Here is a 25,680-nt window from a genome sequence, read left to right on the forward strand (position 1 = left end):
TCTAACTAAATAAGTAAAATGGCTTTTGTATTAGACCCGCTTCCTTACCCAAGTGATTCGCTCGAACCGAATATCGACAAACAGACGATGGAAATTCACCACGGCAAGCATCACAATGCTTACGTGACGAACCTGAATAATGCCATCGCTGGTACCGAACTGGAAAATAAATCCATCGAAGATCTGCTGGCTAGTGTTAGCAAAGCACCGATTGCTGTTCGGAATAATGGAGGGGGGCACTATAACCACACACTTTTCTGGAATACTATTTCTGGAACAGGTGGTGGCCAACCCACTGGCGAATTAGCGGAAGCAATCGATAAAAAATTTGGCTCGTTTGATGCCTTTAAAGAAGAGTTTACGAAGGCTGCTACAACGCGCTTCGGTTCAGGATGGGCATGGCTTATTGTAACTCCCGAAGGTGAGGTGGCTGTTACGTCGACTCCTAATCAGGACAATCCGTTGATGGATATTGCCGAAGTGAAAGGTTTCCCTGTAATTGGCCTTGATGTTTGGGAGCATGCGTATTACCTGAAATATCAGAATCGTCGGCCCGATTATATTGCTGCGTATTTCAACGTAGTAGATTGGAACGCTGCTGAAAAGCGCTATCAACAGGCGAAACAGGCATAAGGAAAATTAATGTGTAATGAATAATGATGATCTTAATTGTTATTATTCATTGCACATTATTCATTATTGATTACTTTTGCATTCTCAAAACGGTGATTGTAGCTCAGTTGGTTAGAGCGTCGGATTGTGGTTCCGAAGGTCGCGGGTTCGAGCCCCGTCTTTCACCCTGCACAGCCCTGGTTATTCCAGGGCTTTTTTTATTGCATGTAGTCTAGCTACTGACTAACTGCTACGTTCGATATAGATGGTTTGAAAAATTTGATTTTGTTTACTTTTTTAAATGTAAAAGTTAAACAAGTTGTTCTAATTTCAAGTTAATTTTAAAGACTATACGTTCAGCAGCCCACGCTACAAGTACCATTATGATAACTGCTTTGAGAAGGTATCTTCTCTTCTGAAAAGTGGCTTTGACGGTATTCATTCTGATGGTTTCTGGGCAGTTTATCAATAGCTATTCTGTCTTATGAGTAAGTACTCTATTAAAGATTTAGAGCAACTTTCTGGAATAAAGGCTCATACACTTCGTATCTGGGAACAACGCTACGCCATTATTGACCCAGACCGGACGGATACCAATATTCGAACCTACGATGATCAGGATTTAAAACTGGTTCTGAATATATCGCTACTTAAAGAACACGGGTATAAGATTTCGGAAATTGCGAAACTACCACCCGATGTTATGAGTCGAGAGGTTACAAAAATTTCGGAAAGGCAATTAAACCAATCTGACCAGGTTCAGGCACTGGTGTTGGCTATGATTGATTTGGATGAAGAGCGATTCAATAAAATCATTAATGCCAATGTTCTTCAGCATGGTTTTGAGAATACGATGATTCGAATTGTGTATCCGTTTCTCAATCGAATCGGTACCTTGTGGGTAACGGGGGCAGTTGGTCCAGCTCAGGAGCATTTCGTTACAAACTTGGTCCGCCAGAAAATTATAGTCGCGATTGATGGGCAAATGAATAAACAGGAGTATACTGGTAAAAAATACCTGTTGTTCCTTCCTGAAGGTGAATTCCACGAATTAAGCTTGTTATTTGCTAACTACGTAGTGCGCGCCCGTTCGCACAACGTCGTTTATTTGGGACAAAGCCTACCTTTTAGTGAGCTGCTTTTTATTAGTAAGCGGTATCAGCCCGATTTTGTTTTCACCGTTATTACGTCCTCACCAATTAATCATCAGGTGCAGCCTTTTGTTGATCGGTTGGCCGAAGTCTTTCCCGATGCGCAGATTTTGCTAACAGGCTTTCAAGTTGTTGGGCAGGACATTACCACGCCTGCGAACACTCGGATTATTAATCAAATTGAAGAGCTAACACGTATTGCCAGTACGTAGTGCATTATAAGATCTAATTTAGGCTAGCGGCAGGAGTTCAAAACAGCGTTTTTCAGGACCATCACTTTCGATTTCATAAAAACCATTCTTGGTCAATACACCAATAGAAGCTTCGTTTTCTGGTAATGTATGAGCAATAATTCGCTGAACACCCGGTTGTTGCCAGGCGTGTTCAACTAATATGCTAACGATTTCGGTGGCAATACCCTGTCTGCGCCATTCGTTTGACACAGAATATCCGATTTCGAGGGTTCCTTCTGTATTGGGTGGCCCAAAATATCCCACGCTGGCTACGAGCGTAGCAGGCTTGTTAGGCGTTGGATAAGTTATTACGTACCAGTTATACCAGCCAATAAGTTCAGGCTGTTTGGCTAGTTGCTCCAGAAAGAATTGCATGGCATCCCGATCATACTCGCCAGGAGGCCAGTCGGCAGGCACTGCTACGTTGAGTAACTGAGCCAACTGACTTACATCACTTAATTCGATTTTTAACAGAGATGGTGAACCGGCAATAAAGATAAGTCGGTTAGAATACAGAAAAGCTGGGCTCATGCTGGTTAATAGTTAGTGTTAGAGTTTACCTTGTGCAAAAGCCAGCGCTCGGCGTTCGGCATAGGTGTGTTCGTCACGAGCGAGTTGAAAACCAACATGACCACCTAAACGGGGAGTTTCCAGAAAAACAGATGGATGTTGCTGAGCTAGCCATGCTGGCGAACACTCAGGCGAAAGTAATGGGTCATTCTGTGCGTTCAATAACAGCGTTGGAATCGTGATTGTAGGCATGAAATTTACAGCAGATGCCTGTGTATAAAAATCATCAGCATCCCGATAGCTATTAATCGGTGCCGAAAAAAACTCATCGAAATCTCGCCATTTTTTTATGTGCTGTAACTTAGACAGATCTAACTGACCCGGAAATAGGGCGTCTTTCTGGCGAAGCTTAACAATTAATTTTTTCATAAATCGATTCCGATAAAATCGATTGGCTGCTCTATCAAGTAAACCCGCACTCGCTCCTAAATCGGTAGGCGACGAAATTGCAATTCCTTTTTTAACGGCTTCAGGAAGCTCCCGGCCATGAACGCCTAAGTATTTTAACGTAATGTTGCCACCCATGCTATAGCCGACCAACACAATTTCATGGTATGATTTTGTTCGCAATGCATATCGAACAATTTCGCCTAAATCGCCTATTTCGCCATGATTATAGAGTCGGAAAGCATGATTCATTTCGCCACTGCACGAACGGCAATTCCAGGCGAGAACGTCATATTGTTGTTGGGCAAATAGTTTAGCCGTGCCACGGATGTATTGCCGATTGCTGTCGCCTTCGAGCCCGTGGGTTAAAATAACCAGCCGAGACTGGCCGCTATCTATCCAGTCCAGATCAACAAAATCACCGTCAGAAAGAATTAAGCGTTCGCGTTCATACGTAACGCCCAGTACGCGCCGTGTGAGGCTTGGAATAATGGTTTGAAGGTGCCCATTATACTGGTAGGCCGGTGGCCCATAATAAGAAGATTTAATTAGCGGCATATATCGTGAACAACGGATAGTTTTGTATCGTTGTTCCAGCATAAAAACAGAACCATGCCAGTTGCCAAATACCTGTCCGTTATAATTGCCAGTACACTCAAATTTGTGGGGGGACCTTTATCTGGTGTTGCCTTGGGGCTAACGTGGCCTGAAACGGCCTTGTTTACCATAATAGGTATGATGGTGAGCGTCGTTGTTGTGGTTTATGCGGGCGCTGCTCTCCAATTACTTCTCCAGCGTTATCGCTCAGCACCCCCCAAACGCTTTACGAAACGAACACGGATGGCTATTAAAATCTGGAAACGTGCTGGTCTAGCCGGAATTGCGTTTCTGACACCGATACTGTTGACACCCATAGGCGGCACCATACTCGCTGTTTCGTTTCGAGTGCAACGGCTTCAAATTCTGTTGTATATGCTTATTAGCGCTGTTTTCTGGGCTATACTACAATCGATTGCTGTCTACCAGATTCCGGGCCTGAAAGGGATTTTTGGCTGATGCTGCCAGGTTAATTGGTAATTTTATTGACTGGTGGTGCGGCTGTTTTTTTTCGGAAATCGCCCATTGAAAAAGATTTCTCTATAAAACAGTACATCAGAATAAAGAAGTAACGACTGCCCATTTCCTTGATTTTGAGCTTTGATTCGCCATACTTCCGATTTGTCCAGCTGTTTGAAACAACTTCGTAACTATAACCCCGAACAATCGCTTTGAGTGGGAGTTCAATGGTAAGATTGAAATGTGGCGATAGAAAAGGCTTGATGCCTTCCATAGTTTCGCGCTTGTAGAGCTTAAACGCGTTTGTAGTATCGTTGTATTTAATTCCCATCACCATGCGAATAATTAAATTGGCGATGCGATTAATGAATTTTTTCAGTGCGGGGTAATCGATAACTTTCCCGCCTTTTCCCCAGCGCGAACCAAACACAGCATCGACGTTCGTTTCGAGCATTTTGTTGTAAAAACGAACCAAATCTTCCGGGTCGTCAGACATATCGGCCATAAAAACGGCAACACAATCGCCACTGAAGCGTTCGAGACCGTAACGTACTGCATAACCAAATCCGTTGGGGCCGGGATTGGTATAATACACTAACGTCGGAATTTCAGTTGCGGCTAATTTCTCCAGCATTTGTAACGTACCATCTTTCGAATTATCGTTGGTAACGCATATCTCGTGAGGGATACCGTGTTTTGCTAAAGTTTGGTAGAGAGATCGCAACGTTGGTGGAAGCGACTCTTCTTCATTATAGGCTGGTATGACAACGCTTAATTTCATCGACAGAAATAACTAGAACACAAAGCTCACAAATAAAAAGCAAAAATCAGCTTTTGGGTTTCCAATGTTCGGCTACGTCGGGTACTTCCTGCCGAATTCGGCGTAGTACGTCGTCGGGCAACGGGCCGAGTTTTGCGGCTTCACAGTTTGCAAGTACCTGTTTTTCGTTATGCATACCCGGAATAACGGCATTCACCGCATCATCAGACAAACAGAAACGTAACGCCGAAACGGCCAGACCTCCCGGTAAATCGTTTAGAAAGGCTAATTTTCTTGCCGAATCTAATAACCAGTTCCGGTCTCGTTCGGGCAAATAGTGACGATACTGGTCTGGAGCAAATGAAGGCTCTGATGTCAGATATCTGGGATTAAGAAAACCGGACGCTAACGGAACACGACCAATAAAGAAATACTCGTTGGCAGTAGGCATTGGGAAAAGTAATTCTTCAGCCCGACGATCGAGCGCATTGTAAATTACTTCTACTACGTTGCCAAAACCTGCTTCTATAACCCGTTTAGCGCCATAAACGCTACGTGAACTAACGCCGTAGAAACGAATTTTTCCAGCCTTTTTCAAGTCTTCGAAAGGCGTAGTATCGTAGGTCGACCAGTCGAATGAATCGGGTGGGCTGTGCAGCAAAAGGATATCTAACGTATCACGGCCTAATCGACCCAGACTTGCCTCAACAGCTTCGGTTAAATAGTCGGCGCTATAATCCTGAATCGGCTGTCCATCGGGCGTTTGGCGGTTTCCGAACTTCGTGCAGATGAGTTGATTTCCGCTTTGACCCTTAAGCGCTTCCTGAAGAATTTGCTCCGACTGACCACGTCCGTAACTATCGGCAGTATCGAAAAAATTGATTCCCTGCTCAATTGCTACGTGTATGGCTCGAATAGCTTCCGATTTATCGACTTTTCCCCAACCTGTTGGATTTCCGTTAATAACATTTGGGCCGCCAAACTGCCAGGTTCCAAAGCCAAGTCGCGACGTCAGTGATTCGTTCAAAGGAGTACTCATGGGCAATGAAGAATGAATAATGTAAACCGAATAAGTGTGCTACGTAGTTGAATGCGGCTTCGTCTTACATTATTCGGTTTGTTTATATACAAATACTGGTCGTTCAGCGGCTGGCTATTGGTTCACTAGCTCGCTGAACGACCAGAAAATAGGTGTAATCGAAATTAAAATACAGACTCAGCCGGTGCTGGGTTCATGATAATTTTGCCTTTAATCAGGCTCCGTTGACCCGGATACTCAGCGAAGAAAGCGTTACGTCCGTGCATAACCAGATCATCGTGGAAGAAAACGGCTTCCCCTTTTTGTAACTGTAGGGGAACAACAACGCCAGCATTCATAATACGGGTTTCGAGATACTGATGGAAACGTTCGCATAAATCCAGCACTTCGGGTGTGTTTTCTTCGCGCGAGAGACAGAAGTAATTCCAGTTAGCCATATACGTATCTCCCTCTTTGTAAAGGATTTTTCGAACTTTGCGGCTTCCTCCTTTCGCGTGAATTACGTCTGTAACGGCTAATTCTTCCAGCAGCGCGTCTTCGCCATCTAGTTTCATGCATTCAACCAGCTCAGGCAGATCGAAGAACGTAGTAGCACCACCGATTTTAGCCCGTGAAGCACAGTAGAAGAAATTAACGGCTTCTTCGCCATTCAGTTCTACGTAAGAATCATCGGTGTGCATAGGCTGGCGTGTGTTGCTCGACCGGTAGCGGTCAGGAATTTGCGGATCATACGTAATATCGATCCACCGATTACCGGTTTGTTTGCCAGTAGCTATATCTTCGTCAGCAGCATGAATGCGGCCAATGGTTTCAGATAATTTGCTGTAAAAATCATGAACAGGTAAATCTTCTTTAAAGCCTGCCAGATGAACTACTTTGCTGTTCTGAACAGCCACTCTTACATTTTCAATTGTTTCTTCCGGCGTAGTATAGACAACTGTTTCGAAAAAATTCATGGCCTATAGTAGTTTCAGTGTTTGAAATACAAAATAAGGAAACTCAAGCAGTTAGCCAAAAATGACTAATTGTACGTACTAATTATTTAGAATACGGTGTAAGCCAATGGCTACTACGCCGTAAGCACGCTGTATGGCAGGCGGTGTTAGATGATCATAAATTAGTGACTTTAAATCGTCCCAGCCTGGCTTGGCCAACGAATAATATTTGGCCGTTATCCGAAGCTTTGCCAGATATGAATTCCGGTACTGTTTGCTATTGAGCATCATTCGATAATATCGGGCAATATTTTTCTTGAGAACCCGATCGTATCGATAATCCAGCTCGCGATTTATACTACTGTACATATCAATTCGGTTTTGCAGGAAAACGGCATCAGCTTCATTATCGGTAAAGCTGGTTCCGTTCCTGTTTTTCCGATAAACTGACATTACGTCAGGTATGTACCCGATATTTCCCAAGTTAGCTTTCAGAATCAGGCGGGGAATATCGCCACTGACTGACTCTCTGAACCAAGCCGGATATTCTTTAATGTTATTCCGATACATGGCGCTCGACGTAGCGATGAACCAGATTTCTTTTTCACCAATCAAATCATCCAACGTATAATAGGGTTTCATGTCGGTCCCATTAAGTAGCTCAGATGGACTGCCATCTTCATACGTAATCAGGGCATTATGAAACACCATAGAGTAATCGGGGTGGGCATCCAGCATGTCGACCTGCTTCTGAAGTTTAAGCGGGTCGGTCAGGTAATCGTCACCGTCCATTCCCGCGTAATATTCCCCTTTAGCGTGCTTTAGGGTCTCCAGAAAGTTAATACCGCCATTTTTCCCCAGATTACGTGGGTGTAAAATGCCTTTTATTAGGCTCGGATGTTTACGCTCGTACTCCTTAATAATTTCCCGTGTACCATCGTTCGAGAAATCATCGCCGACCAGAATTTCTATAGGGAAATTTGTCTTTTGTTCCAGTACACTATCAAGGGTCTGGCGGATAAATTTCGCTTGATTGTAGGTCGCTATGACAACACTAACTTTTGGCATGAGTAATAATGTATTCTGCTAATTATGTCTTGGTTACGAACCTATTATCTGGCACAAAATAGGAGCCTATCTTCGCAAAATGCAAGTTCGTTATACCTGATTTTTATCATAGAATGGGCTGAGTTGCATACCCAAATCCTGATGCACCAAACCCATTCCCGTTATAAAACATAACCCACTGGTGCTGATGCGGGAAAATATGGCAATAGTCCATCATCAACGAATCCCAGCCTTCTGCCGACCGTTCGATGCCAGCTAATTCATCTTTCCGATTCCACGTAAGCCCATCTTCTGATTCGGCATAGCCAATCCGATAACTCTGCCGTACATCGGTACGAAAATTGGTCGCGCTGCGGTAGGAAAAATACATTTTGTACAAATTCCCATCTTTATAAACTGTTGGCCGACCAATGGCATCTGTAAACTCGTCGTAACCAACGCAAACGTGGCCGGTACGTTCCCAGTTTATACCGTCAGTCGATTCGGCGTATTTTACGTTATAAAATGGCTCTGGGTGATTATTTATTACTTCAATTTTCGTGCAGGATAAATACCACATCCGCCACCGAATACTGCCGTCAGCTTGTTCTTCGCGCATGACGCAAGGTTGCGCCACCCAAATCTGGTCGTAAATAGATCGGTCAAGTAAAGGGCCTGTGTATTTACGCTCAAATGTTAAGCCACCATCTTTACTGACCGCTAAACCAATACTAAGCCGATACCAGGCTGTTTCGCTTTTATTCCAACCCGTGTAATACAGCCAGATTTCGTCACCAACGGGTAAAAACCATGAAGGCATTACCCCTGATTCATCGAACGTACCAACATCTCCTTTTGTAATACAAGGCTTATCGTGGATGTAAGTGACTTTTGTCAGGTCATTTGGGTCGAGTTCTACAAACGACGGGGCCGACGATACGTTTTCATCGCGGGTTGAGAAATAAACACGAAGTTTATCTCCCATTGGGAAACCAAATGGTACTTGAGCGTGTGTGCGGCTGAATGATTGTGAGCCGTCGGGTTTATAAATCAGTCCTTTTTTCTTCCAGGCCATGCTATAATGAATAATGGAGAATAAAGAATGTTTAAAGAATCATGGCAAAATCTAATTACTGCTACAATGAGTCCTGTAACATTCTTTATTGAACGTAGTGTCTATACCACTGCTGAAATACCATTAGTGTCCAGAGTAGTTTGCGATTATTCTGTTTACCCGCGTAGTGTTCATTTTTAAGTTTCGCTACGTAGTCGTAGTTGAAAAGGCCATGCTGTTTCAGCGATGCTTCTGACAACAAATCGTCGCAAAGTGGACGTAGTTCGTTACGTAGCCACTGCGATAACGGAATACCGAATCCTTTCTTGGGGCGGTCGATAATGTCGTCAGGAATTTTACCCCGCATCAGTGTCTTTAGGATGTATTTGCCTGAAAGCCCTTTGCGCTTATATGACTCAGGTAAGCTGTTAGCAAAATCAACAATCCGATAATCGAGGAAAGGCGCCCGAACTTCCAGCGAATTATACATACTAGCCCGGTCAACCTTAGTCAGAATATCATCCAGCAAATACGTCTGGTAATAGATATAGGATGTCTGGTCGAACGAATCAGTATTAGCGGGCAACTGAGACAAGTGCTTGTCGATGAGTCCCATTCCGGTTTTATCAGTAACCTGACTCAACACGGATGATGACAGCAATTGCCGTTTTTGTGAAGGCGAAAAACTGCCCAGCCAAAGCGTGTGCGTGTAAGCCGGTTTTTCCTGAAAACCTTTTAGGAACTGCTTCACCTTAAAGTCAAAGCTGATATTGTCATCTTTAACAGGCAGCAAATCAGCGGCATGGCCAGCCAGCGCGTGTACAAAACGCGGCATCCGACTGTATACACCCCGCGCATAATCGGACGTAAAGGTTGGATAACCCGCCAGTAATTCGTCACTGCCATCTCCCCCCAACGCTACGGTTACCTGCTCACGTGTAAACTGAGAAAGCAGATAAGTTGGAATGATCGACGCATCGGCAAAAGGCTCGTCGAGTTTATCGGTAATGTTGGGCAGCAGGTCAAGCGAATCCTGCGCTGTCAGGGTTTTCTCATGGTGATCGGTACCCAGATGTTTGGCAACCGCCCGAGCGTAGGTGGCTTCATCGTATGACTTCTCCTGAAAACCGATGGAAAACGTTTTAATCGGAGTTTTACTATTCTTCTGCGCGTAATACGCTATTGCCGAACTATCGAGGCCGCCACTCAGAAAAACGCCCAGCGGTACGTCGGCCACTAGTCGACTGGCGGTTGCATCGTCGAGTAACGCATCGAAACGGTCAAGAGCCGAGTCAAACGAAATAGGTTGATGGTTGAACGTAATATTCCAGTAAGGCTCATGTTTAGAGATACGTCCTTCCTCAAAAATCATGAACTGCCCCGGCTCCAGCTTATGAATATCGCGGAAGATACTATAGGGCGTCGGTACGTATTCGAACGTTAAATAGGCATTGATGGCATCCGGACTAATTTCGTTTGAAACGAGTGGATGTTGCAGAAGCGCTTTCGGTTCAGAACCGTAAACCAACGTATCGCCAGCGACGCTGTAATAAAGCGGTTTTTTGCCCATACGGTCGCGGGCGAGCAGGCTACGTTTCCGTTTGAAATCGTGAATAACGAAGGCAAACATCCCATTAACTCGGTCGAACAGCTTTTCCCCGTATTCTTCATACAGATAAAGCAGAACCTCCGTATCAGACGTAGTGCGGAACGTATATTTATTCAGCTTCTCGAGATCATCGCGTAGTTCCTGAAAATTATAAATCTCGCCATTGAAAACGATACCTACGCTTTGGTCAGGATTGAAAAATGGCTGATTCGCTACGTCGCTGAGATCAAGAATACTCAGCCGCGCGTGACCGAGCCCAATGCCCGGTTGCCACCATCCACCCTGAAAATCGGGGCCACGATGGCGTAGCTTACGAATCATACGTAGCAAATCGTCTTCACTGCCACGTCCTATAAATCCCGCAATCCCACACATAGACCTATAGTTTTAAAGTATAATTTGTTGATTCGGTTGGTAGACGTACTGATGTTTAAACTACTTCAGACGTCTGACCGAAGTTGATCGTTTCTTTTACGCTATACGGCATTTTTTTCTGAGATTCGTAATACGTTCGTATCAGAATCTCGGCCAATACGCCCATCAGCACCAGTTGAATGCCGACAATAAAAAACATTGACCCAATGGTTGGCAATGGCGTTTCAACGAGATCTTTCTGGCCGGTAATTTTAAAATAAGCCGCTAGTAAAACCGCTGCCAGTGATACTAAAAAAGATAGGACACCGGCTCCGCCAAAGAAGTGAATCGGGCGTTGCATGTATTTGTCCAGAAACTTGATCAGCACCAAATCAAGCAACACTTTATAGGTTCGGAAAATGCCATAATTACTTTTTCCGAACTGACGCGGACGGTAGCTAACGGGCATTTCAGTAACCTTACCACCCTGCCAGGTGCAATAAACCGGAATGAACCGGTGCATTTGTCCGTATAGAATAACATCTTTAATTACCTCCCGACGATACGCTTTTAGTGTGCAGCCATAATCATGTAGCTTCACCCCTGAAATCGCGCTGATGAGTTTGTTGGCCATCCGTGATGGAAGTTTCCGGGTTAGAAACTCCTTCTCCCAGCGATCCTGACGCCAGCCACTTACTACGTCGTAGCCCGAGTCCAGTTTTTCGATTAGCTTCGGAATATCATGCGGATCATTCTCTAAATCACTGTCTATCAGTACAATGATTTCACCTGAAGCGTACTGGATACCCGCATTGATAGCTGATGTCTGCCCAAAATTGCGCTTGAAGTTTATAGCTTTTACCCGATCGTTCTGGGCGCAGATTTTACGCAACTCAGCAAACGAATTGTCTTTCGAACCGTCGTTAATAGCAATAATCTCGTAGTCATACTGTCCAATAGCATCGTCCAGCGCGTCGAATAAGATCGGGATGCTCTTCGCTTCGTTGTAGATGGGCAGTATTACGGATAGATACGTCATAGTTGTATAATTAACGTACAAATTTAAGCATTGGAAGGCTTAAAAAAGTACAAACGGCGCTCAAAACCAGAAATGGGTAAAACGGTACCAAATAACGAGTCTCCGGATGCCGAAGCATAACTACGTAAACAAGGGTACAAATTACAATCGCCATCGGTGCAGCTAGTAATCTGGGTTCTTTTCGGAGCCCACGAATCAGGAGTAACGCCAGCCCGACAACGCCCGGCAATAAAATAAATACGTAGTGATAGGCACGAAGCAACCACCTGGGCCATTGGGCAGGTACAATATCGTCTAGGAAATTATACCCCCAAGTCCCGTTGAAGAACGTAAAGGTGTAGCGACTAAGTGCCCGAACGTAGTAAACGAACGGCTTTTCTTCCTGAACGGACTTGGTATATATAGCCAGCTTCTCATGAATCTCGGCGTGGTACGCTTTCCGTCGGGTTGAATCCAAATTCGGGTTATTTGCGGTTTCGTAATACAGGTTACGTAAATGCGTAATTGAATCCCGATTGAATTTGGACGTGTAGACGTACTCGGGGGGAGGGCCTAAATCTTCTTTTACGTACCAACGTAGTGGCGGCATAAAGGCATCGTTTTTCCAGCCCAGCATCCAGCGAACGCCCGTATTCGGAAACCAGAACGAATAATCTTCGCCGTAGGTCTGGTAAAAGGCCATCATGTCGAAATAATTCGTTGGCCAAACACTTTCGGCATACCACGGATTTTTCAGCAGCGGAATAAATTCGTGATAGTGCCGGTAGTTACGTAGCGTCCAGACGCCGTCGGCAACGAAAAAGGGGAGCAGGAATAACGTACTGTAGCGAACAACTTGCCCGAATTTTAACTGACCTTTCAGCCATTGTAACCCCCAGATAGCCGGCAATATAGCCAGCAGGGGCGCATGGGCTGGTTTCAGAAAAATAGACCAGGTTAACCAGCCTCCGCTAACTACTAAACCTAACCATGCCCAACGGCGCTTATCTTCAGACCGGAGCCAGGCATGTATAAAAAAAATGGATGCCGAAGCCGACAAACTTTCGGTCAGGAAATACGCGTCGAAGATACTGGCAAACGTACTGAACAGGTAAATGAAATAAGCCCAGTAAAAAGCCCGTTCATTTTTGAATAACCGTTGCGCACAAAGGCCCAGTATATATACCGAAATGGCGGAAACGATTAGCTGGATAAAAATGAGCGCATTACAGGCATCGGCCTGATTCATGAGCTTACGTAGTACGTAGTAAAGCAGGGGGTATCCCGGCATACGTTCGCCCGTGTCGAAACTGCCTGTGATGAGCAGGTGTTCGACAGGCGTTACGTAGGTGGTCATATCACCATTGCTTTGCCCTAAAAATCCGGGCACATCGTGGTAGTAGGTTTGGGTCAGGTACCAACCAAAAAAGGCTCCTTTTACGAGTAGAGCAATCGTTATCCAGAAAAGAGGAGCCAACCAGCGATGCGCCAGAATTTTTTTTAGCATGACTGCTCCTTTTTGTACCAGGCTACAAAGCGGCTCAAGCCTTCTTCCAGTGGTACGCGAGGCTGATAACCAAGCAGGCTGCTAGCTTTCGATACGTCGGCAAACGTACGCTCCACATCACCAGCCTGCTTGGGCAGATTGATAATTTGCGGCTCTTTCTCCATCAGCCTATACAACGTATCGACCAGTTGTTGCAACGTAACGGGGCTTTGGTTGCCGAGATTAACCGTTTCGAATGCCTGTGGATGCTCGTTTAAATAGTTTACAGATGCCACGATGCCGTCGACAATGTCATTCACGTAAGTATAATCGCGCGACGTATCGCCCATACCATACATCGTGATGGGTTCATTGTTGGCCATCATCCGCACAAACTTATGAATGGCCAGATCGGGCCGTTGCCGTTCGCCATAAACCGTGAAAAAGCGAAGGTTGATGATTCCCATACCATACAGATGATGGTAGCTGTGGTTCATCAGCTCGCAGGCTTTTTTGGTAAACGCATATGGTGAAATCGGATTATCAACACTATCGGATTCGCTAAACGGAATTTTTTCGTTGTTGCCGTATACCGACGATGACGAGGCAAAAACCATTTTACTAACATTATTGGCACGCATCCACTCCAGGAGGTTATGCGTACCAACAATGTTGGTAGAAATATAGTCGGCAGGCTGATCAATAGACGGGCGTACACCAGCTTTACCGGCCAGGTGAATTATCGTATCAATACCAGTATCTAAACTGGCTAACCAGTCAGTTTGCCGGATGTCGGCTTCAACAAACGAGAAGTTTGGGTTCTGCCGCGCCAGTGAGAGATTTCGCTCTTTATACTGACGTGCATAAAACGTATCGAAATTGTCGACACCGGTAACACGATATCCTGAATTTAATAATCGCTCCGTAAGGTGGCTACCAATAAAACCCGCACAGCCCGTAATCAAAAAATGGGAAGAAGTTGCCATCTTTAGCTTAAATGAGTTGCAGCCAGTTAAGGCTGACTTTGCTTAGGTCGTTGGTGCCAGTCGGGCAGCCATACTATCGTGAATCTGGACCATGGTTTCTTTCAGATTGAATGTCCAGTCCCAGGTTGGATAGTGTTGTTTGAATTTGGTCAAATCTGAAATATACCAGATATGGTCGCCACTGCGGTTGGTTTCGGAGTATTGGTAATTCATTTTGTTCCCCGAAATCTCTTCACATAGTGCAATGGCTTCTAGCATTGAGCAGTTCGCATGACGACCACCACCGGCGTTGTAAACTTCGCCCGGACGTGGGTTCTGATAGAAATGCCAGAACATATTCACCAAATCCCAGCTATGGATGTTATCGCGAACCTGTTTGCCTTTATAGCCGAAGATGGTGTATTGATTGCCTGTAATAGCGCACTTCATCAGATACGACAGGAAGCCGTGCAATTGAGCGCCGGAGTGGTTTGGGCCAGTTAAGCAACCTCCCCGGAAAACACCCGTATTCATTCCGAAATAACGACCGTATTCCTGCACCATAATATCAGCCGCTACTTTCGACGCGCCGAAAACTGAGTGTTTAGTATGGTCGAGGCTCATGTGCTCATCGATACCATTCGCAAAATAAGGGTGGTTCTGGTCGATTTCCCAGCGCGTTTCTGTTTCGATCAGCGGCAAAAAGTTAGGGTTGTCGCCATAAACTTTATTTGTCGATGTGAAAATAAAGACAGCTTCTGGGCTATGCAGACGTGTCATTTCCAGCATATTGAGCGTACCGACAGCATTTACGCCAAAATCGGTGAACGGCTCACGAGCGGCCCAGTCGTGGCTGGGTTGGGCTGCTGCGTGGAGTACCAGTTTGATATCAGTGCCAAATTCCTGAAAAATTGGCTCCAGTTGGGATACTTCCCGAATATCGGCTGTGCGGTGTTGATAGTTTGTATATGTTTCGTTCAATCGGTTCCGGTTCCATTCGGTTGAACCATCAGCACCGAAGAAGTACTGTCGCATATTATTATCAATACCAATTACAAGGTCAAATTTGTCGGCAAAGAAAGAAACCGCTTCGCTGCCTATTAGACCCGCTGAACCTGTAACTAATGCAATTTTCATCGTGTTTTTCGCGTATATAGCTACTTGCCTATTCAAATAATACTCTTTTGCAGAGCAGCTTGACCGAACAAAGTAACACAAAAAACAGACGCATAGTGCGTTTGTTCAGTTGCTTTGCCCAACATTTAGGCCGCTTTTAGTGTACGGTCAGGCGCCAAAAAAGCGGTGAATCGACGCGTATACGTTGATCCACCGCTTTTCTATAATTTATCCAATGGCCTACAGACTTTGCGTTGTATTGCCTGGACCATATAATTTTTTGCGAATCGCTTCGGCTTTGGCATCCAGATTTGGATCAGCAGTATATTTATATTTCGACTGAACAGCCACCGAATCTTTTCCAAGACCGTATACTTCCGGATCACCGGCACGATAGGTCGAGCTATAATCCTGTGCCCGGTAATCTTTCTGACGAACTGAGTTGTATTTCTGGTAGTCACAGGAAGCCAATGACATTACCATGGCTGCCAGTAAACTTATATGCAGTACGCGCTTCATAGCTCTTTGGTTACGAATTGATTCGGCAAAAATAAGAAAGAGTCGTTAGTCGACCGTCGTTAATGGGTAGTTTTTTTACTTCGGACGAAGCAACTTGCCAAAAGTTGGCAAATTTTTAGGTCATTAACGGCTTAGTTTCTGGATTTCGTCCCACACAAACTGCATAAGTTCCTGAATGTGTGCACGTGAAAAATCGAATGGTACGTTGGCCGCAGCGTAGATTTCACGAATGGGCGCTTTATAGCCTAAACGTAACGCGTTCTTATATCCCTCCAGTCCTGCTTTTGCATCGTTACGATAGTTCCGCCAGACGCCAATTGCCCCCAACTGCGCAATACCGTACTCGATATAATAGAACGGAACTTCATACAGATGAAGCTGCCGCTGCCAGATATATTCTTTGTAATAAGCGAAACCGTCCCAGTTCGTAACCGAATCGGCAAACTGCTCATAAATCTGTAGCCAATGTTCGCGACGTTCGGCGTCGGTATGGGCTGGGTTTTCGTAAATCCAGTGCTGAAACTTATCAATAGTGGCTACCCAAGGAAGGGTTTCGATAATTGATTCCAGATGCTGGAGTTTCGCCCGACGTAGCTCATCTTCATTTTCGAAAAACACGTCCCAATGATCCATCGACAGTAATTCCATGCTCATCGACGCTAATTCGGCCACTTCCATCGGCGGATTCCGAAAGGCTTTCAAGGGTAAATCGCGCGTTAAAAACGAATGCACAGCGTGGCCTCCTTCGTGTACCATTGTTACCAGATCGCGCAGACTCGACGTAGCGTTCATGAAAATAAACGGTACGCCAATTTCCTCGAGCGGGTAGTTGTAGCCACCGGGTGCTTTGCCTTTCCGCGATTCGAGGTCAAGATGACCCATAGCCCGCATGATACGTAGGTCGTCACCCAATTCTTTGTCGAGCCGGTCGAAACACGTAATGGTTTTTTCGAGTAGTTCGCCACCCGTAGCAAATGGCTTCAACGCAGGACGCCCTTCTACGTCGACTTTAGCGTCCCACGGACGTAGCGGATCTACATTTAGTCGTTGCTTGCGTTGCTGGGCAATCTCGTTTAGCAATGGCACAACCGACTTGGCTACTGATTCATGAAAATTAAAGCAATCCTGTGGCGTATAATCGAACCGGCCCAGCGATGCGAACGAATAATCGCGAAAATTTTCAAAACCCGCATTTGTGGCTATCTGGTGACGTAGCGTGCGCAGCCGGTCGAACAATTGGTCGAGTGTTTCATGGTCTTCGTAACGACGTTCCCAGATTTTGCGCCAGGCTTCTTCACGAACGGCCCGGTCGGTCGATTGCATCCGGTCGCTGGCGGCCGGGAGGGTCATTTCCTGGCCGTCAATCGTAACAGTCATGGCTCCAACAATGGCTCCGTATTTTCGCTCTTCAGTCTGTAGTTCAGTCTGAAGCGGAATATTTTCTTCCCGAAAAATTTCGATAGCCTTCTTCATGCTACGTACCATTACGTCGTAGCCATCGTCGGTCAACTGACTTAAATAAGGGCTATGAACGGCTTTCAGATCGAGATCATTGCCGAACGCGGTCATGGGCGGCTGAATTTCGGCAATGAAAAAATTCAACTGATTCACCAGTTCTTCATTGGCCGTATCGCATGTCATTCGAATATACCGCCAGGCAAAATCTTCGGACAGATATGATTCCAGTTCGCTCCGGTCTAACAGCCACTGATGCAGTTCGTCGGCTGTCTGAATAGGTCGCTCACGCAGATTTTCGTAGAATGGTTGTACATCGTCCCAGTTTTTTAACACCAGATTATCGCCGATGAATGGGCGCTTCGGACGGGTAGGAATGGTTAATGTTTCGTTTGAATTCATTCGTATTGGAGTTGAAAAATCGCCAGGTCCTTTGGCATCGAAAAGGCTCTGACAGTCTCTGGCTGTCAGTTATGGTTATCTGATTAGTTGCTTTCGCAACTCCAACAGCCAGAGACTGTTGGGGCCCTTTCGATCGTCAAGTTGTTGTAATTGAAAACTGATTTTCGGTCAGGGTGCAAAAATAGCATAATAGCCGCTCAACAGCTTCTTACTAAAGGTTCTCATAAATTTTTTGTTCAGAAATTTGTATCTACGAAATTGTTCGTATATGTTTGCTACGAAGATCTTCGTAGATAGATTATGAAACCAACAGATGCTGAACTGGAAATACTACATGTGCTTTGGGCAAATGGCCCTAGCACAGTACGGCAAGTGCACGAAACGCTGAGCCAAAGTCGTGATATTGGCTATACAACCGCGCTGAAACTGATGCAGATTATGTATGAAAAAGGACTACTCACCCGCGAGGAAGATGCTCGCTCGCATACATACACGGCGGCTGTGCAGGAGGAAGATATTCAACGTAATCTGGTCGATCGTTTTGTAGAAACAGCTTTTCGCGGGTCGGCCTCGAAGCTGGTGATGCAAGTGCTTGGCCAACACAAAACATCGCAGAAGGAGCTGGATGAGATCAAAGCATTGCTCAACAACCTGGACCGGGATTCCGCTGATTGAAGGATTAAATACATTCTGTTTTGATACCTGATTTATTCGAAATTTCTTAACAACAACATTTTCCTATAACTCATGAACGCTTTTAAGTTTTTGCCAAATTCAGTAGTCGATGCGTTGGGCTGGACGTTGCTCCATGCCATCTGGCAAGGTTTTGCGCTGGTGCTACCCATAGCGGTTATGCTTCATCTGCTACGTAACAAATCAAGTAATTTACGGTATCAAATTAGCGTCTTTACCTTGCTGGCACAAGTGCTGGCGTCAGGTGCTACGTTCCTTTGGTATTATAAACCCGACGTAGCGACGCAACCGCTTTTATCCGGTTCTCTATCGCAGCAGGCCATGCTAATTCGTTGGCAGACAGCTTCGCAGACCCTTTCGTGGACGCATCAATTTCAGCAATTTTTGCAGATGCATTTAACTGAGTTTGTACTGGTATATCTGATTGGCGTTACGTTGTTTGGGTTGAGGCTTGCCGGTGGATGGCTGTATTTACAGCGGTTGACCAACACCGCTACGCCGACGGTATCGGTAGCCTGTAAGCAACTGGTTAGTCAGCTACGTTCGTCAATGGCTATTCGTTCGGCTATACGCGTGATGGATTCGGCACATATTACGGTTCCGATGGTAGTTGGCGTCTTGAAACCAGTGGTTCTAATTCCCATTGGTTTGTTGTCTCATCTGACACCGCGTGAGGTAGAGGCTGTTCTGGCGCATGAATTGGCCCACATTAAACGGCACGATTACGCGGTCAATTTGCTGCAATCGGTTGTTGAAGTACTGTATTTCTTCCATCCGGCTCTTTGGTGGCTTTCGGCACGTGTTCGCGAAGAACGGGAACATTGCTGTGATGATCTGGCTGTACAAATCTGTGGGGGTAACGGGCATATTCTGGCACAGGCGCTTGCTCGTGTAGAAGAGTTACGGCTGATGCAAGTAGCGAATACACCCGTTTTGGGGATGGCGCTCGCATCGAAAAAACAGCATTTGTTACACCGGGTTCGGCGAATGTTAGGTGCCCCCAGTCGTCCATTTATTTCAAACAGTAGTTTGGCCGGTATTACGTTTGCTACGTTGTTACTGATGAGTGTATCGGTCTACGCCGTGCAGAAACAGGATAAGCCAGTACGTAATAAAACAACCCAACCAAAGCCAGCTAGTCGTAAGCATAAAATCGACCGCAATTCGGAATACGGAATGGTTGATGGCCATACGATTAGCTACGTTGTCTGGAAAAGTCGAAAACTGACGACTGCCCGTGTTGCTAGGTTACAACGTGAATTAGATCAGGTAAATGCTGGCAAATTATCGCTCGATGCTATTCCTGCCTCAGACCGCGATATTCTGCTGACCATCATTGAAAAGAATGCTGCTTTCGATGGCGGAATGACTGCATTGGCGGACGGTTTATCGCACATTGACTACGACAATATTGTTGCGTCAGTGACTAACAACGTATCAGTAAATGTTGATAAAACACTAGAGCAGTTGGCTAAGGTGGATCTTGACGTAACGGTGAATAATTCGATGAGAACACTTTCTCATCTACTGCCTGCCAACGACTCGCTGGATCGACTGCGGGCACTTCAACGACGTAACATGGATAGTGTTAGCCAGCTTATGGCCGAGCGGTCGAAACAGGTAGAGGCTTTACATTCTCAGATGGAAAAACTTCGGTTCCCAATTGAAGAATCGGAACGTAGCCAACAGGTGTTGGAGTGGCGAAAACAAAAGCTGGAACAGCAACGTCAGGCACTGATCGAAAAACACTATCAACTGCTCAACAACGATAGTAAACAGAAACTGAGTCAGACTGAAATAGAAAAACAACTAGCAGCCCTTGAGCCTGATATTAAGGCACAGGAAACTAGTATTGAGGAGCTAAATAAGCAATTGGAAACTGCTCGGCTGAAAATGCAGGATGTCCGATTGCCGATGGAGAAGCTGGAAAAAGAAGCGATGCAACTACAGGAGCAGATGGATCGTATGAACGAAAAATTAGACCGTCAGCGCCTGTATCACATGTATTCTGACCAGGCTTTTGAGTTGGCTGCTGACCAGTTGCGCGAAGAAGTGAAACCATCCCGAACACGTTGGATGCGATCTACTCCACGACCTCCTCGTTCTCCCAGACCAGCCAGCGTATCGCCAAGAGCCAGAGTAGGTGTTATTTCGCCATTAGATCCTGCACAGCCTGTACTTCCGGCACCACCACTAGAGGCCATTGCACCACTTGATGCCGCTATTGCACCAATTGCGCCTGATGTTGAAGCCGCTGCCCCTGCACGAGCCACGAAACCAAGGGTTAAATCGAAATCCGCGAAAGCACCAAAACCAGAGTAAATTTGAAAAAGTATAAAACACTACGTCCCGAACCAACTAATTATGATTCGGGACGTAGTGTTTTATACGGATACATTATTCGATTTCAATTACTACGTTCGGCCCAACCGGGTGCGCTACGCAGGTGAGTACGTAGCCCGCTTTCAGTTCAGATTCGGAGAGGCCATCTTCCTCATCCAGTTTTACCTTGCCCGACGTACAACGCCCTAAACAGGCCGTACACATACCTGCCTGACAGGAGTACGGTAAATCAATATCTAAATCCAGTGCCGCTTCCAGTATGGTTTGATGCGGGGCCACGGCAAATTTATATTCACTGCCTTCGTAGATAACCGTTACTTCGGGTGTTCCCGAATCCGAAGCAGTCATTGGTTCTTCAACCACATCGCCAGCCGCGACAGGTGCATGGGCGAAACTTTCCTTATGAACTCGCTCGGTTGAAACCCCCATTAGTGATAAAGCCGACCGGGCTTCGGCCATCATACCATCGGGGCCGCACATATAAAAACTGGCGTTCTGACGTTCGGCAGCTGGAAGTTGTTCCAGTAATTTAGCCAGCGAATGCTGATTTAATCGACCTTCGGCACCCGACCACCCGGCCGAAGGCTGGCTTAATACGTGCGTTACCTGAAAACGTGAGCGGCCATAAGCTTGCTCCATTGCGTCCAGATGCGCCTTGTAAATAATTGAGCTTTGGTTTCGGTTACCGTAAATGAGCCAAACCCGGCTATTGGGCTCCACATGCAGGGCCGATTTTGCCATCGAAAATAAAGGAGTAATACCACTGCCTGCACCAATCAACACCAGTGTACGATGCCCCTGTGGCTCAAGTTTCGGAACGAAGGTGCCCATTGGTTCCAGCGTCTCCAGAATATCGCCCGATTTGATACGGTCGCACAGATAATTCGAAGCAAGGCCACCAGGCACCCGTTTCACCGAAACCGATAGAGATACGTCGACATGGGGTGACGACGCCATCGAATACGACCGGCGAATTTTTTGCCCGTCAATAGTGAGTAGAAACGTTAAAAACTGACCGGGCTGATACCGTACTTCTTCGTTGATGGGGTGCCAGAAACTTATCGTTACAGCGTCGGCCGTTTCACGAACGACGTCTTTTACTTTCAAAAAATACCGATTTGCCATTCCTTTTCTTCAGATTGTAAACGTTGGCAGTTTTGGGGTTGTAAAGTTGTATTGTTATAAAGTTGTAGAGTTATAAGGTTATATAGTTCCTGCCGGATCAAAATCAAGAGTGAAACGAAACAACTAACTCTACAACTTTATAACAATACAACCTCATAACTGTATAACGTACCGTCGGCAAAGTTACGAGTGAACTGTGGGAACTTACCCATTTTTGTGAAATTCAATCAATTGTTCCACAGGCGCTTTGAGGATTCGGCCCATAGTCAACTGCGTTTGCGTTATTGCCGATTCCAGTAACGTAGCAAAATAGTGCGCAATTGATCCTACAAAATGAACAGGCCATTGCTCAGCTTCCGGAAACCGTCGAACATACGTAGTCAGAAACAAAACGAATGCGTCGGTAACTAGCTGACTGATATAGGGATGTGTAAGATGTTCGGATAAAAACGGCGTGAACGACGCGAAGTATCGGTTTGGATAAGGTTTTTGATACGCATTTTCGAGCAACGTCGGGCGGTCAAGATTATACCGACTCTGGAAAGCACTACGTAGATCGTCGGGTAGCCGTTGTTGAAAATAGTCACGTACCAGCGTTTTGCCCAGATAACCACCACTTCCTTCATCGCCCAGCCAGAAACCCAGCGACTGAATACCACGAACAATCTGATTGCCATCGTAACAGCAGGCATTCGAACCGGTTCCCAGAATACAGACGATTCCGGGTTCATGCTGAGCCGCTCCTCGGGCCGCTCCCAGCATATCGCTATTCACCGAAACCGTCGCTACGTTAGGCAATACGGCACGTAGCGCATCCGAAACAATGTAGTTGACCGTGTCACCGGTGCATCCGGTTCCGTAGAAAAAAACATCTGTTACGGCGTCGCTTTGAAGTTGTGGCACCAATTGTGCTTGTAACGTAGCAACCATTTGCTCGGTTGTCTGATAATAAGGGTTAAAGCCATCCGTTTGAATAGCATCAGCCCGATCCTGCGTGTCAATTAATCGCCAGTCTGTTTTTGTAGAGCCGCTATCGGCGATGAGAAGCATAAGAAAAGAGTTTATGTTTCTGGTTTCAGTACGTTTGCCAGAATAGCTAAACGATAAACCAAAAAAACTGTAACGTTAAATAAGTTTGCCTACTACCGGAAATCGCTGAAAAACACTGTTGGTATGTGGCGCATCAGGAAGTTCGTCGGTTAAATCCTGACCCGCCCAATGTTCGTAATGATGACCATTGCGCCATAGTCGTGAGCTGGAAACGTCGTATATGAGTCCCTGGTACGCACACCAGATTTCATCGCGGTCTTGTCCGTTACGTAGTGCCAACTGAGAACGGGTAAATACAGCGACAGAATTCATGGCAACCGTTTAGTCAAATGGGTGAATTATTCAGCTTGCGTTTTTTGCGCAGAACAACAAAATTAGCGTAACTTTAGCCACTACTGGTTCTATGTATAGATTGATTATGAAAAAGATTCATTTTACTGCTTTTTTGGCGGTTGCAACGTTGGTGAGTGTGTTTACTGGTTGTAAGAGTAAAGCTGTTGCCCCCGTCTCGGAACGTATCGCTAAAGTTTGGACAGCTAACAAAGTGGATGAAAATAGTTCAACGGTATATACACGGGGAGCTACGAGCAACGTTCGAAACTATGCCAGTTATAAACTCGATTTAAGCGCAGCACCTACTGTTCGGTATACCGAGTTTGATGGAAATACATTTGTTGGTCAATATACCGTACCGTCTGATACGCGCCTTGTGCTGAGTAATTTGAACCCACAACCTACAGGTACAAACGGCACAATTGAGTTCAATGTTGAATTAGTTGACGATACCAATTTGAAACTCACCCGGACAACGGCCAGCCAGAAAACGGGTAACACTACGAATGTGTACACACTGACAAATCCGTAAGAGCCACGCAAACCAATTTGCTCCAAAAGCCGTTCCGTAAATCAATCGGAACGGCTTTTTTAATGGATAATGTATAATGAAGAACGGCTGGATTAACTCTCTAGCTTATTTCTGAAAAGCATTATTCATTGACCATCATTCATTCTTGATTTACCATGACAGATCTTAACACATTGGGCGAAATTGGCCTGATCGAACGCATAAAGACAGCAACTCCAGCACCCACTCATCCCGAAACTATATACGGCATTGGCGATGATGCGGCTGTATTCGACTGGGTAACCGATTATGGATTGCTGACTACCGATATGCTTGTCGAAGGAATTCATTTCGATCTGACTTACGTACCGTTGAAGCATCTGGGCTATAAAGCCGTTACGTTTGGCGTATCGGATATTGCCGCTATGAACGGACTACCTTTACAGATAACCGTTAGTATTGGACTGAGCAGCCGGTTTCCGGTCGAAGCTATCGATGAACTCTACGAAGGCATCCGAGCCGCCTGTGAAGCCTATAATGTCGATTTGGTGGGGGGCGATACTACGTCGTCGCGCTCTGGATTGATCATATCCGTTTCAGTGTTGGGGAAGGTGCCCAAGTCGTTGATTACGTATCGAAACACCGCTCAACCCGACGACGTAGTGTGCGTAACGGGCGATCTGGGCGCGGCTTATCTGGGATTACAATTGCTGGAACGGGAAAAACAGGTATTCATGGCCGACCCAAATATGCAGCCCGGCTTATCGGAAGAGCGAGCGTATTTGATGCAGCGGCAACTCCGTCCAGATGCCCGAACCGACGTTGTTCATGAATTGCGCGATCTGGGTATTCGGCCAACATCCATGATCGATGTTTCGGATGGGTTGGCTTCGGAACTATTGCACCTTTGTCGCCAGTCGGGAACGGGCGCTGTTATTTTCGATGAAAACATTCCTATTGATGATCAGGCTTATCTGGCTGCCGATGAGTTTAAGATTAGCCCGGTTACGGCTGCACTGAATGGGGGAGAGGATTATGAATTGTTGTTTACAGTACGTCCGCAGGAATACGAAAAACTGGCGACCAACGCACGTATTACCGCCATCGGTTATCTCACAAAAAATCCAGATCAAATTGTATTAGCCACTAAAGCAGGCCAGCAGACACCCATTCGGGCACAAGGCTGGACGTAGCGTGAAGAGCTTCTAACGAGCCCTTATAAATTTAGAATAACAGGGCTGATCGCAACGGGGAAGTAGCACTAACGTATCCTTTCGGAACGACAAACCTTGACGGGAAGGTACGTTTGCGCTATTGGTGGTAATGAAAAAGTCAACCGACAAACTGTCGGGATAGGTTTTATCGATTCGGTAATACTTTATCGGAAAGTAATACGACATTTCCGGACCACTACCGCTAAGCAGCCCAGTGGCATCGAACGTAAGAGTTTGTGGCTGATTGATTGGATAACGACGTGTTGTATAGAACGACGTATCGCGACGAACGTAAAGCGTATCGCGACGGAAATAGGTCGGTCCATTTGGCGTGATGAGGGTATCCCATTTCACCGACGTACCACCAATTGTTGTCACCGTAGTATCGGTTGGAGTCCGGTTTATAATACTAATAGTCTGAAACGAATATGTAGAATCTTTCTGATACCGACGTTCGACCAGTTGCCACGTACCTGTGATACGTGCATCACTTTCGCCGGGCGAAAAAGCCGGGCCATTCTCTTTACATGCGCCAAGAACACTAATGACGAATAACGTCAGGCTCAGGTAGAAAACTTTTTTCACAAGTCAGTTCACAGTTCGTAAGGCTAACGAACAAATATTGGTTGCCATTGCCTTGATT

Annotated in this window: 25 protein-coding genes and 1 tRNA gene; 8 read left to right on the top strand and 18 right to left on the bottom strand. The window is 45.8% G+C overall.

Going from position 1 to position 25,680, the window contains the following annotated elements; translation table 11 throughout:
- Positions 1 to 18: 18 nt before the first annotated feature.
- The 3 genes from ACYVD4_RS29765 (at position 19) to ACYVD4_RS29775 (ending at position 1,975) form a co-directional block, all read left to right on the top strand.
- Positions 19 to 633 carry a superoxide dismutase gene (locus tag ACYVD4_RS29765; RefSeq protein ID WP_460951838.1) on the top strand — a complete coding sequence of 205 codons (615 nt, stop codon included), beginning with the start codon at positions 19 to 21 and terminating at the stop codon, positions 631 to 633.
- A 91-nt stretch (positions 634 to 724) separates the two neighbouring features.
- Positions 725 to 800 (top strand) — tRNA-His (locus ACYVD4_RS29770).
- A 296-nt stretch (positions 801 to 1,096) separates the two neighbouring features.
- The gene (locus ACYVD4_RS29775; RefSeq protein ID WP_460951840.1) at positions 1,097 to 1,975 is read left to right on the top strand and encodes a MerR family transcriptional regulator; all 879 of its coding nucleotides are present in this window, start codon (positions 1,097 to 1,099) and stop codon (positions 1,973 to 1,975) included.
- Between the two features lie 18 nt (positions 1,976 to 1,993).
- Here the strand turns inward: ACYVD4_RS29775 and ACYVD4_RS29780 are convergent, their stop codons facing one another.
- Together ACYVD4_RS29780 and ACYVD4_RS29785 are read right to left on the bottom strand one after the other, a co-directional pair.
- The gene (locus tag ACYVD4_RS29780) at positions 1,994 to 2,527 is read right to left on the bottom strand and encodes a GNAT family N-acetyltransferase (RefSeq protein WP_460951841.1); all 534 of its coding nucleotides are present in this window, start codon (positions 2,525 to 2,527) and stop codon (positions 1,994 to 1,996) included.
- A gap of 18 nt (positions 2,528 to 2,545) precedes the next feature.
- Positions 2,546 to 3,511: a YheT family hydrolase gene (locus ACYVD4_RS29785; RefSeq protein WP_460951843.1), complete on the bottom strand. Its 966-nt coding sequence runs from the start codon at positions 3,509 to 3,511 to the stop codon at positions 2,546 to 2,548.
- A 54-nt stretch (positions 3,512 to 3,565) separates the two neighbouring features.
- On the opposite strand from ACYVD4_RS29785, the gene ACYVD4_RS29790 reads away from it, so the two are divergent.
- A complete protein-coding gene (locus ACYVD4_RS29790) occupies positions 3,566 to 4,009 on the top strand; it encodes a hypothetical protein (protein ID WP_460951845.1) in 444 nt (147 codons plus the stop codon).
- 10 nt (positions 4,010 to 4,019) lie between these two features.
- On the opposite strand, the gene ACYVD4_RS29795 is transcribed toward ACYVD4_RS29790, so the two are convergent.
- From ACYVD4_RS29795 to ACYVD4_RS29850, 12 genes are all read right to left on the bottom strand, one after another.
- Complete coding sequence (locus ACYVD4_RS29795; protein WP_460951847.1) at positions 4,020 to 4,790, bottom strand: glycosyltransferase family 2 protein; 771 nt, start codon at positions 4,788 to 4,790, stop codon at positions 4,020 to 4,022.
- Positions 4,791 to 4,836: 46 nt separating this feature from the next.
- Entirely contained in the window at positions 4,837 to 5,808 is a 972-nt protein-coding gene (locus tag ACYVD4_RS29800; RefSeq protein WP_460951849.1) for an aldo/keto reductase, read from the bottom strand.
- A gap of 164 nt (positions 5,809 to 5,972) precedes the next feature.
- The gene (locus ACYVD4_RS29805; protein WP_460951850.1) at positions 5,973 to 6,764 is read right to left on the bottom strand and encodes a TauD/TfdA family dioxygenase; all 792 of its coding nucleotides are present in this window, start codon (positions 6,762 to 6,764) and stop codon (positions 5,973 to 5,975) included.
- A 78-nt stretch (positions 6,765 to 6,842) separates the two neighbouring features.
- Entirely contained in the window at positions 6,843 to 7,811 is a 969-nt protein-coding gene (locus ACYVD4_RS29810; RefSeq protein ID WP_460951852.1) for a glycosyltransferase family 2 protein, read from the bottom strand.
- 106 nt (positions 7,812 to 7,917) lie between these two features.
- Entirely contained in the window at positions 7,918 to 8,865 is a 948-nt protein-coding gene (locus ACYVD4_RS29815; protein ID WP_460951854.1) for a glycoside hydrolase family protein, read from the bottom strand.
- Positions 8,866 to 8,950: 85 nt separating this feature from the next.
- The gene (gene asnB / locus ACYVD4_RS29820; RefSeq protein ID WP_460951855.1) at positions 8,951 to 10,828 is read right to left on the bottom strand and encodes an asparagine synthase (glutamine-hydrolyzing); all 1,878 of its coding nucleotides are present in this window, start codon (positions 10,826 to 10,828) and stop codon (positions 8,951 to 8,953) included.
- Positions 10,829 to 10,883: 55 nt separating this feature from the next.
- The gene (locus ACYVD4_RS29825; protein WP_460951857.1) at positions 10,884 to 11,846 is read right to left on the bottom strand and encodes a glycosyltransferase family 2 protein; all 963 of its coding nucleotides are present in this window, start codon (positions 11,844 to 11,846) and stop codon (positions 10,884 to 10,886) included.
- 10 nt (positions 11,847 to 11,856) lie between these two features.
- Positions 11,857 to 13,332: a hypothetical protein gene (locus tag ACYVD4_RS29830; protein ID WP_460951858.1), complete on the bottom strand. Its 1,476-nt coding sequence runs from the start codon at positions 13,330 to 13,332 to the stop codon at positions 11,857 to 11,859.
- Positions 13,326 to 14,297, bottom strand: a complete 972-nt coding sequence (locus ACYVD4_RS29835; protein ID WP_460951859.1) for a GDP-mannose 4,6-dehydratase — start codon at positions 14,295 to 14,297, stop codon at positions 13,326 to 13,328. The genes ACYVD4_RS29830 and ACYVD4_RS29835 overlap by 7 nt, the downstream gene beginning before the upstream one ends.
- Positions 14,298 to 14,339: 42 nt before the next feature.
- On the bottom strand, positions 14,340 to 15,413 hold the full coding sequence (locus ACYVD4_RS29840; protein ID WP_460951860.1) for an NAD-dependent epimerase/dehydratase family protein: 1,074 nt from the start codon (positions 15,411 to 15,413) through the stop codon (positions 14,340 to 14,342).
- A 219-nt stretch (positions 15,414 to 15,632) separates the two neighbouring features.
- A complete protein-coding gene (locus ACYVD4_RS29845; protein WP_460951862.1) occupies positions 15,633 to 15,911 on the bottom strand; it encodes a hypothetical protein in 279 nt (92 codons plus the stop codon).
- Between the two features lie 123 nt (positions 15,912 to 16,034).
- A complete protein-coding gene (locus ACYVD4_RS29850) occupies positions 16,035 to 17,768 on the bottom strand; it encodes a M3 family oligoendopeptidase (protein WP_460951864.1) in 1,734 nt (577 codons plus the stop codon).
- A 300-nt stretch (positions 17,769 to 18,068) separates the two neighbouring features.
- Between ACYVD4_RS29850 and ACYVD4_RS29855 the strand changes: the two genes are divergently transcribed.
- The gene (locus tag ACYVD4_RS29855; RefSeq protein WP_460951866.1) at positions 18,069 to 18,443 is read left to right on the top strand and encodes a BlaI/MecI/CopY family transcriptional regulator; all 375 of its coding nucleotides are present in this window, start codon (positions 18,069 to 18,071) and stop codon (positions 18,441 to 18,443) included.
- 72 nt (positions 18,444 to 18,515) lie between these two features.
- Positions 18,516 to 20,783 (top strand): M56 family metallopeptidase, encoded by a 2,268-nt coding sequence (locus tag ACYVD4_RS29860; protein ID WP_460951868.1) that lies wholly within the window; start codon positions 18,516 to 18,518, stop codon positions 20,781 to 20,783.
- 75 nt (positions 20,784 to 20,858) lie between these two features.
- On the opposite strand, the gene ACYVD4_RS29865 is transcribed toward ACYVD4_RS29860, so the two are convergent.
- From ACYVD4_RS29865 to ACYVD4_RS29875, 3 genes are all read right to left on the bottom strand, one after another.
- Positions 20,859 to 21,929 carry a 2Fe-2S iron-sulfur cluster-binding protein gene (locus ACYVD4_RS29865; RefSeq protein ID WP_460951869.1) on the bottom strand — a complete coding sequence of 357 codons (1,071 nt, stop codon included), beginning with the start codon at positions 21,927 to 21,929 and terminating at the stop codon, positions 20,859 to 20,861.
- A 204-nt stretch (positions 21,930 to 22,133) separates the two neighbouring features.
- Positions 22,134 to 22,979: a BadF/BadG/BcrA/BcrD ATPase family protein gene (locus tag ACYVD4_RS29870; RefSeq protein ID WP_460951870.1), complete on the bottom strand. Its 846-nt coding sequence runs from the start codon at positions 22,977 to 22,979 to the stop codon at positions 22,134 to 22,136.
- A 75-nt stretch (positions 22,980 to 23,054) separates the two neighbouring features.
- Complete coding sequence (locus tag ACYVD4_RS29875) at positions 23,055 to 23,291, bottom strand: cytochrome b5 domain-containing protein (protein WP_460951872.1); 237 nt, start codon at positions 23,289 to 23,291, stop codon at positions 23,055 to 23,057.
- Positions 23,292 to 23,397: 106 nt separating this feature from the next.
- On the opposite strand from ACYVD4_RS29875, the gene ACYVD4_RS29880 reads away from it, so the two are divergent.
- Positions 23,398 to 23,844, top strand: coding sequence for a hypothetical protein (locus ACYVD4_RS29880; protein ID WP_460951873.1), 447 nt, complete (start codon positions 23,398 to 23,400; stop codon positions 23,842 to 23,844).
- A gap of 155 nt (positions 23,845 to 23,999) precedes the next feature.
- Entirely contained in the window at positions 24,000 to 25,016 is a 1,017-nt protein-coding gene (gene thiL, locus ACYVD4_RS29885) for a thiamine-phosphate kinase (RefSeq protein ID WP_460951875.1), read from the top strand.
- A gap of 12 nt (positions 25,017 to 25,028) precedes the next feature.
- Here thiL and ACYVD4_RS29890 read toward each other — a convergent pair whose 3' ends face one another.
- Positions 25,029 to 25,622 (bottom strand): hypothetical protein, encoded by a 594-nt coding sequence (locus ACYVD4_RS29890; protein ID WP_460951876.1) that lies wholly within the window; start codon positions 25,620 to 25,622, stop codon positions 25,029 to 25,031.
- Between the last annotated feature and the right edge of the window lie 58 nt (positions 25,623 to 25,680).

It is taken from the genome of Spirosoma daeguense, assembly GCF_054776875.1.

What these genes read in the sequence shown, in the direction of transcription:
- ACYVD4_RS29860 (WP_460951868.1), top strand. Translation starts at nt 18,516, where the DNA reads ATGAACGCTTTTAAGTTTTTGCCAAATTCAGTAGTCGATGCGTTGGGC.
- ACYVD4_RS29830 (WP_460951858.1), bottom strand. Translation starts at nt 13,332, where the DNA reads ATGCTAAAAAAAATTCTGGCGCATCGCTGGTTGGCTCCTCTTTTCTGG.
- ACYVD4_RS29805 (WP_460951850.1), bottom strand. Translation starts at nt 6,764, where the DNA reads ATGAATTTTTTCGAAACAGTTGTCTATACTACGCCGGAAGAAACAATT.
- ACYVD4_RS29870 (WP_460951870.1), bottom strand. Translation starts at nt 22,979, where the DNA reads ATGCTTCTCATCGCCGATAGCGGCTCTACAAAAACAGACTGGCGATTA.
- ACYVD4_RS29810 (WP_460951852.1), bottom strand. Translation starts at nt 7,811, where the DNA reads ATGCCAAAAGTTAGTGTTGTCATAGCGACCTACAATCAAGCGAAATTT.
- ACYVD4_RS29855 (WP_460951866.1), top strand. Translation starts at nt 18,069, where the DNA reads ATGAAACCAACAGATGCTGAACTGGAAATACTACATGTGCTTTGGGCA.
- ACYVD4_RS29790 (WP_460951845.1), top strand. Translation starts at nt 3,566, where the DNA reads ATGCCAGTTGCCAAATACCTGTCCGTTATAATTGCCAGTACACTCAAA.
- ACYVD4_RS29795 (WP_460951847.1), bottom strand. Translation starts at nt 4,790, where the DNA reads ATGAAATTAAGCGTTGTCATACCAGCCTATAATGAAGAAGAGTCGCTT.
- ACYVD4_RS29845 (WP_460951862.1), bottom strand. Translation starts at nt 15,911, where the DNA reads ATGAAGCGCGTACTGCATATAAGTTTACTGGCAGCCATGGTAATGTCA.
- ACYVD4_RS29865 (WP_460951869.1), bottom strand. Translation starts at nt 21,929, where the DNA reads ATGGCAAATCGGTATTTTTTGAAAGTAAAAGACGTCGTTCGTGAAACG.
- ACYVD4_RS29800 (WP_460951849.1), bottom strand. Translation starts at nt 5,808, where the DNA reads ATGAGTACTCCTTTGAACGAATCACTGACGTCGCGACTTGGCTTTGGA.
- ACYVD4_RS29785 (WP_460951843.1), bottom strand. Translation starts at nt 3,511, where the DNA reads ATGCCGCTAATTAAATCTTCTTATTATGGGCCACCGGCCTACCAGTAT.
- ACYVD4_RS29815 (WP_460951854.1), bottom strand. Translation starts at nt 8,865, where the DNA reads ATGGCCTGGAAGAAAAAAGGACTGATTTATAAACCCGACGGCTCACAA.
- ACYVD4_RS29840 (WP_460951860.1), bottom strand. Translation starts at nt 15,413, where the DNA reads ATGAAAATTGCATTAGTTACAGGTTCAGCGGGTCTAATAGGCAGCGAA.
- ACYVD4_RS29880 (WP_460951873.1), top strand. Translation starts at nt 23,398, where the DNA reads ATGAAAAAGATTCATTTTACTGCTTTTTTGGCGGTTGCAACGTTGGTG.
- ACYVD4_RS29850 (WP_460951864.1), bottom strand. Translation starts at nt 17,768, where the DNA reads ATGAATTCAAACGAAACATTAACCATTCCTACCCGTCCGAAGCGCCCA.
- ACYVD4_RS29875 (WP_460951872.1), bottom strand. Translation starts at nt 23,291, where the DNA reads ATGAATTCTGTCGCTGTATTTACCCGTTCTCAGTTGGCACTACGTAAC.
- ACYVD4_RS29780 (WP_460951841.1), bottom strand. Translation starts at nt 2,527, where the DNA reads ATGAGCCCAGCTTTTCTGTATTCTAACCGACTTATCTTTATTGCCGGT.
- ACYVD4_RS29765 (WP_460951838.1), top strand. Translation starts at nt 19, where the DNA reads ATGGCTTTTGTATTAGACCCGCTTCCTTACCCAAGTGATTCGCTCGAA.
- asnB (WP_460951855.1), bottom strand. Translation starts at nt 10,828, where the DNA reads ATGTGTGGGATTGCGGGATTTATAGGACGTGGCAGTGAAGACGATTTG.
- ACYVD4_RS29825 (WP_460951857.1), bottom strand. Translation starts at nt 11,846, where the DNA reads ATGACGTATCTATCCGTAATACTGCCCATCTACAACGAAGCGAAGAGC.
- ACYVD4_RS29775 (WP_460951840.1), top strand. Translation starts at nt 1,097, where the DNA reads ATGAGTAAGTACTCTATTAAAGATTTAGAGCAACTTTCTGGAATAAAG.
- thiL (WP_460951875.1), top strand. Translation starts at nt 24,000, where the DNA reads ATGACAGATCTTAACACATTGGGCGAAATTGGCCTGATCGAACGCATA.
- ACYVD4_RS29835 (WP_460951859.1), bottom strand. Translation starts at nt 14,297, where the DNA reads ATGGCAACTTCTTCCCATTTTTTGATTACGGGCTGTGCGGGTTTTATT.